Source organism: Caballeronia arvi, from assembly GCF_001544695.2.
Classification (GTDB): Bacteria; Pseudomonadota; Gammaproteobacteria; order Burkholderiales; family Burkholderiaceae; genus Caballeronia; species Caballeronia arvi.
The window spans coordinates 1-993 of sequence record NZ_FCOM02000273.1 but is presented as its reverse complement, the minus strand read 5'-3'; the positions used below and the strand labels follow the sequence as shown (position 1 = coordinate 993).

Genomic DNA, 993 nt, shown 5'->3' with positions numbered 1-993 from the left:
GCGCACTTTTGGCTCGCGCCGAATGCGGACGACGCTCGAACGTTGAAGGTCTTCGTTGACGGATTCAATCGCATTCATGCCATCGCCGAGCGAAAGCTCTTGGCGCGGCCTTCGAAGCAAATTGAGCTATCCGCGGCCAACTTCGCGAAAGGCTGATTGCTTCGTTTCGCGTCCTTCCACTGGTCGCTGATTGTTGGCGGAGCTTCTGAATGGGTCGAAAACGAAAGACGATTAGTTGCATCGCGTCGAAAGGGACCGCTGCCCTCGGTCGGCTGTGACATGCGCGCGTTGATGCACGCGCCGCGACTGCGCACAATGACGGGGCGTCGGAGCTACGTTTTGGCAGTCGGCCAGCGCTTATGATGCCGGGACTGTATGGCTGTCGATGATCCCGCGTGGGCGCGATCACCCGCTCCTGCCACCGCGTAAGCGCCAAGACCGGACGCGGCCGCAGACCCAAAAGGCATCTCACGCGAGCCGAAGCACCGCGTGGCTAATCACCACGCACGCCGTCGCAATGACCGCGAGCCAGCTTAACGCCCGAAGCGACCAGTGCGCCGAAAGATCGCCGACCGCGCTGCGTTTCGAGCTCAACAGAACGAGCAGGACGAGTACCGGCGTGACGGTCATCCCGTTGACGACCGCGCTCCAATAAAGCGCTTTGGCCGGCTCGACGTGACTTGCAGCCAGCGCCGTCGCGATCGCCATGCCGGCCGCCATGATCGCCGCGAGCAACCCGGCGATCCACCGGTCGCGCCGCTCGCCGCGCTCCCAGTGAAATGAACTTGCCACGGCCTCCGCCGCCGAACCTGCCAGCGGCGGCAGCGCAAGCGAGGCCGAGCTGAACAGCGCCAGAGCCAAAACGTGGCGTGCATAGCCATGGGCAAGCGGCTCCAGCACGCCGGCCATCGGTGAGGTCTCGCCCGCAAACGTGCCGGGAAGGAGATGCAGTGTCGCCGCGGCAGCAATCATCACGCAGATCGAGACCGCATT

The 993-nt window shown here is 63.9% G+C and carries 1 protein-coding gene; it reads right to left on the bottom strand.

Annotated features, from left to right (window positions below):
- Positions 1–468: 468 nt before the first annotated feature.
- Positions 469–993, bottom strand: a 525-nt coding sequence (locus AWB74_RS44855; protein WP_143749555.1) for a divalent metal cation transporter, incomplete at its 5' end; no start/stop codon positions are given.